The sequence below is a fragment of the Bartonella sp. AP30XZML genome (assembly GCF_042195945.1).
Lineage (GTDB): Bacteria > Pseudomonadota > Alphaproteobacteria > Rhizobiales > Rhizobiaceae > Bartonella.
The window spans coordinates 1-5,416 of the sequence record NZ_JBHIPJ010000056.1; the positions used below are offsets into that span (position 1 = coordinate 1).

3 protein-coding genes and 1 pseudogene are annotated in these 5,416 nt (G+C 35.3%); 3 read left to right on the top strand and 1 reads right to left on the bottom strand.

The genetic code is table 11. The features are described from left to right. Positions 1–34: 34 nt before the first annotated feature. The 3 genes from ACFIL2_RS04355 to ACFIL2_RS04365 all read left to right on the top strand — a co-directional run bounded on the left by ACFIL2_RS04355 (position 35) and on the right by ACFIL2_RS04365 (position 3,794). Positions 35–2,614, top strand: a complete 2,580-nt coding sequence (locus ACFIL2_RS04355; protein ID WP_375679494.1) for a DUF6990 domain-containing protein — start codon at positions 35–37, stop codon at positions 2,612–2,614. A gap of 88 nt (positions 2,615–2,702) precedes the next feature. Further along, on the top strand, positions 2,703–3,053 hold the full coding sequence (locus tag ACFIL2_RS04360) for an HNH/ENDO VII family nuclease (RefSeq protein WP_375618707.1): 351 nt from the start codon (positions 2,703–2,705) through the stop codon (positions 3,051–3,053). 270 nt (positions 3,054–3,323) lie between these two features. Further along, on the top strand, positions 3,324–3,794 hold the full coding sequence (locus tag ACFIL2_RS04365) for an SMI1/KNR4 family protein (protein ID WP_375643470.1): 471 nt from the start codon (positions 3,324–3,326) through the stop codon (positions 3,792–3,794). A 1,062-nt stretch (positions 3,795–4,856) separates the two neighbouring features. Here ACFIL2_RS04365 and ACFIL2_RS04370 read toward each other — a convergent pair. Then, positions 4,857–5,416 (bottom strand): annotated as a pseudogene (locus ACFIL2_RS04370) (type ISP restriction/modification enzyme); the annotation flags it as partial.

Below are 5,416 nucleotides of genomic sequence, written 5' to 3' on the forward strand. Positions count from 1 at the left end.
TTATCCAGGACTTTTTGAATGAAAGTGAATAGCGATGCGAACTAAAGACGTGACAGAGATTTTAAAAACGCTTGGCTGGGAACCTTATCGTGCTGAAGATGGTAGTATGTTTGCGCATTATCATCTTCCCGATCGCATTGTAGGCATTAGTTATGATGTTGTAGATTATGGAGAGGATGGGGGAAAATTTCGGCTATCGGCTGATCTTACCACTGCTGCTTATTGCCTTGCTTGGGAATATGCTAGTGGTGAAGTATCACAGGATAAGTATGAAGATACGCTGTTTTCTGCGAAAGAGGATTTCGATGTTACAGCTTCAGATCTCTCAGAAAGCCATGTTAAGGAATCTTTAAATAGGGTTATCGCTTGGGCGAAAGCACAAGATATTGAACAAAAATTACGTGAAAAAGCAGCCAATCATTCTGCTGTTGCAGAAGCATTACTTGGTGATATTGAGGCTTTAAAAAGTTCTAAGTTTACACCCCAATTACATGTACCAGAATTTTCAGATTACAAAACAATAGGGTGGATTGAGCGCCTCATTCTTTTTGCGCAAGCTTATAAAAACGGGGAGTTAGATGACATTTTAGCGCGTAAAAAACCTAAACAGTGGTCGATGAGTCTTACAGCAGCAACTCGCATTTTTAAAATTCAAGGGTGGTTTGCCACAGAGCTTGGGAAAATGTGGTTGGTTTTGCCGGATCGTTTTATTAAGTTAGATTTTGGCTTTGTACATCTCTATGATCAGTACAATATTCATCTCGAAGCTGAAATATCTAATGAAGAGATTTCTTTGGCTTGCTTGTATATTCATTTTTGTGGACAACGTAATCTTGTACGACCTACGGATATTTATCGATCTTTTAATACGATTGGAGGAGAGAATTTTCGTGGGGTTGATAAAGGAATTGATATTTGTGTAGAGATATTGAATGAGCAAGAGTTGACAAAAATCTCTGAGCGGGTGATACAGTGGGCACGTGCCCAAGATTTACAAGCGTCAATAGAAAGCAAAACGCTTATCCAAAAATATAGCTATTATCCAGCTGTGATTTGGCATTTGGCTTGTTTAGCATTGACAGGTCAAATTGATGTCCTAAAATCCTATCAAGATTCTATTGCAGAGGATAAGATTCCTGAGCATTTGCAAAATCTTGATGAAGAACTGGAGGGGTATGTTAATCACGCTGTTGAATTTGCAGAAAGACATCTGAAAATCTTTAATGAGCGAAAAGCCATAGATGATCGTCTTAGTTTGCAAGATTTGTCTTTTCTTAATACAGTTTCTGAAGACTTAAAAAGGATGGGGTGGACAGTTTATCGAGATAAGAACTATGATCGCAATGCTTATTTTGTAAGTAAAGACCTTATCATCAATATAATGTATAACCTTCAAAGTGATGAAGAAGAGCCGATTGTTGTATTTAAGGCTTCCCTTTCAACACTTAGTTTTTCTACTGCTCATAGAGAGATGTTTCCTAGATTGCCCCAATATATAGCTCTCAAAGAGGCAGAAGAATTTTATACAGTTTCTAGTACTGAATTGGATGAAGGTAAACTGAAGCAGATCTGTGCGGATATTTTGTGCTGGGCTGATCGACAAAATGTGAATCAAATCATCTATGATTATGCGGCTTTGTCCCCAGACAGTGAATATGATTTTGCGAAGTTGCACCTTATTGCACTTATTCTTATTGGGGATGTTGAAAAACTCAAATTTTATAAGGAAAGTTTGAAGGATAAAAACTTTTCAGCTTTGATAAGGGAAAACATAGCACATATTATTGATAACGTCCTTGCTCTTGCACGCCGTTATCGGACTGGTTTTCCTAAAAACGCTCCGATTTTGAGCTTGGATCCGCAAACAGCATCTGTTGCTTCTAAAACAACTGCTGTTGAAGCGGCAGAGGAAGTGGATGAAGCGGATGACACTGATGATCGTCTCACCATGGAAAGTGCTCATGCACTTTTAAAAAGCCTAGGCTGGTCAACCGAGAAAATCAATGAGAATGACCATATGGCAAGCTATCAATTGGCTGATCGTGAAGTAGACATTCTTTATAACGACGAAATTGCCAAAGATTACCCACAATTTGATAGCGCTTTTATGATTAGTACTGGCATTCTTTCCACCGCTTGTAAATTCATTGATCCTACCCACACGGAAGATATTCCAGATATACAGCTTAATTTTGAAGCAAAGGGGTTAGAAATCTTTGAACCAGAAGTTACTGCGGATCGCTTAAAGCAAGCACTTGATGACGCGCTAAAATGGGCGGTAACAGACATTGACCTTTCTGAAAGACTTCGCTCTGATTATGGCGCTGCTCCTTGGGAAAAAAGCACCACGTCTGAAGCAAACGATGCACATTATGCTTTACTTCATCTTGGCGCTCTTGCTTTGTTGGGTGATGCTGAAACCTTACAATCTTATCAGAAAAGCTTTACGGCAGGTGATCACCTAGGCTTTGACGAGAGCATCAACAAAACCCACCTTGAACGTGCATTAGCTTTAGCCAAAGAAGTAGCAAAGGTGAAGCAAGTGAGCTACGCTTTGATTGAACGGGTAGCAAAAGATTTTGATGATCACTCAGAGCTTTCTAGCGAGGAATAACCTCGCTCTTGGAAGGAGAGTTTATTTAAGTCTATTTAGAACAAAGAATAAATTGATTATTTTGAAAAAATTGAGGGGATTATGAATCATGAAATGGATAAAGAAAAAAAGTATGGGGGCAGCTGAGCCGGTGGAATTTAAAAGTCAAAAAGTTTATCAGGAAGATGAACTGTTTGAGCCCGAAACAGTTTCTTCTTGGAAAGAAGAAGGACAGATAGTAACGGGTACAAATGTGGAAAGAATGGTATCAGGAAGAGCACCTATTGGAGTCGATTTTAGACCTATTATGTTACATCCTGTGACACAAGAACAAGATAGTCCTCTCGTTGAGGTTCTCTACTCATTTTATCAAGGCAGGAGTTTGGTTGCTCCTATGAATCCAAAGACAAATTTTATCAGAAAAGTTATTTGTTGGATTTCAAAAAAAATTCCTAAGTAGGAAAAAAGAAAGAGTAATTATTGCAAATATTGAAATAATATCCCTAAAAGGCGCTCTCTAAACTTTAATGATCACCTCCTTTAATTCCATCATATATTGTAAATGCGAGATGATTGTACAGAGACAGATGAGAAAAGAGCTCCGTCAAGAACATATCTCTTATGATTTTATCAATCTCATCTCAATTCCATTGGCTATAGTAGAAAAAGATTGATCATTAGGAGCACTCATTATGAGTAAAAACACGCTGTGACTTATGGAGAAAAATTTATGAAAAGTTATACTTTATCAGATGTTGCACAATATGTTGATATGCATAGTCATGTTATTAATTTTGGTACTCAAGATAATGCCCCTGATGATGTACGGATTAAAACAGCTGAGAACACTCTTGGTTTACAATTTACCTCTTCCTATAAGAATTTTTTAAAAAATTATGGAGGAGGAGAAATTGGAGGTGAAGAAATATTCAGTATTTATGAAATCTGTGCAGGTATTCCTGCTGGTGATATTGTTTACCGAAATTTGCTCGATAGAAGAGATGGCTTTACGGACCCCAAACAACTTGTTATCTGCACAACTGATTTTGGTGAAACCTTTTATTTTGATTATAAGCAGTTTCGGGATGCTGAATGCCCACTCTATCTCAAGTATACATCTGAAGATTCTGAATATTACGCAAGTAATTTTTATGAATTTCTCTGCAAAAGAATTAAAGAGTATGCAGGGGAAGATTCATGAAAACTTATACCTTAGATGATGTTATACAACTAGTTGATAAATAGAATAATTGCGATTTATTGCTTGTTATGAAAACATCTAAAAAGAGATTGATCATTATAAAGATTAGAAAAATCCCTTTTAATAGACCGTGTCAGTGTTGTCAGTTCTTTTTAGAGCCTATATTATTTTTTTAATGAGAGAAAATTAAAATCAATATATTTCAATAGGTTATAATTTTAATGATGCAACCTTTATTAAAAGACAACCCATAAATTCAATTCATAATATATATTTGTCAGTTATGTGTCAGTAAATTGAACTGACAAAATAGATTATTTTAGTGAGTGATTAAAACGTGCTTTATGAAAAGCGTATGAAAGTAAAAACTGATTACGTTATCAAAATTCCTTTAATGAATTTTTATCAATTTATTTAAATAGATAACCTTATGATTTTAGTGAGTGATTAAACCACGTCTTAAAAAAACATGTGATCCTTTAAAGCCTTTCAAAAGAAACGGTTTATGATCATAAAAATGCTATTAAGACTATTATGGTTATGAGTTTAGGGGGGTATGGGGGTTTTTGGGGGTCTTTTTACCCCCCACTTTATATATATTTTTTAATCCAAAATAAAAGTTATTATATTTCAATAAGTTAATCTTTCAAATAAACAACCCATATTACACACAACACGTAAATACAATCTGTAATATATATAAAAAGGATTTTTGAAGGTATTTTGAGGGTGTGAGAAACCTTCAAAACCTATAAGTAATATAAGAAAATGAATATACATAACTCTGTTTAAACAAAGCTATCATTTTAGATTACGGTATAACCTCTTAAAGGCAATGTAAAAAAATTTAATTCACTTTAGATAGGGTTTCTTAAAAGTCTTAAAGGCAATCCAAATAAGAGTATCTAAAAGTGCAAGTTTCTTCTTTTTAGAATAACGCATATAAGCACTCTTTTTAAAGATTGTATGTAATCAACTTAACAAGAGAGGTATAGATTATGGTTATAAGCTCTATACCCCTTGTGAATTTAGCATGCCTATCATGTGAACATGCTTTATAAGTTATTCAGTTTCTCTTAGTTCTAATTTTGGTAGGTTCTTAACGATTTTCATTGTCTCTAAACTTACGGTAATAACCCTCTGNTACGCATTGACGCCCCATAACCCATTCAAGAGCGGGTTTACCATTGACGATATACGCATAAGCTTCAAGAGGTATATCTGTTATTGTGATATTGTTATTATAAATAACAGTGGTTTTATCTTTCTCTTTACCTGCTTTTGCGAATTTCATTTCAGTCACATAATAGAATTTTTCGAGATTAGAGATTTCTGTCTGTTTTGGATTACCCTTTTTAAAGATCACGGGATAAGGCTCTACATCTTCATAGTTTACGTGCAAATGACCGAGTTCACGCCCAGCTGTTACAAACTTCCAAAAATCATCAGCACTCTTTACGCAAGGAATGCGAGGTAATTCTTTGCATAAATTATCAGCATAACGAGCACGGTAATCTTCTGAATGTAAAATCCCATAAACATAATAGAACAAATCATCTTTAGTGATTATTTCATTCGGATAAGCAGCTTTAAAATGTGCTAATCCTTCATCAGTAATGGCA

Bases quoted from the DNA above. Each gene is read 5' to 3' on its own strand.
- ACFIL2_RS04355 (WP_375679494.1), top strand. From the start codon at position 35: ATGCGAACTAAAGACGTGACAGAGATTTTAAAAACGCTTGGCTGGGAA.
- ACFIL2_RS04360 (WP_375618707.1), top strand. From the start codon at position 2,703: ATGAAATGGATAAAGAAAAAAAGTATGGGGGCAGCTGAGCCGGTGGAA.
- ACFIL2_RS04365 (WP_375643470.1), top strand. From the start codon at position 3,324: ATGAAAAGTTATACTTTATCAGATGTTGCACAATATGTTGATATGCAT.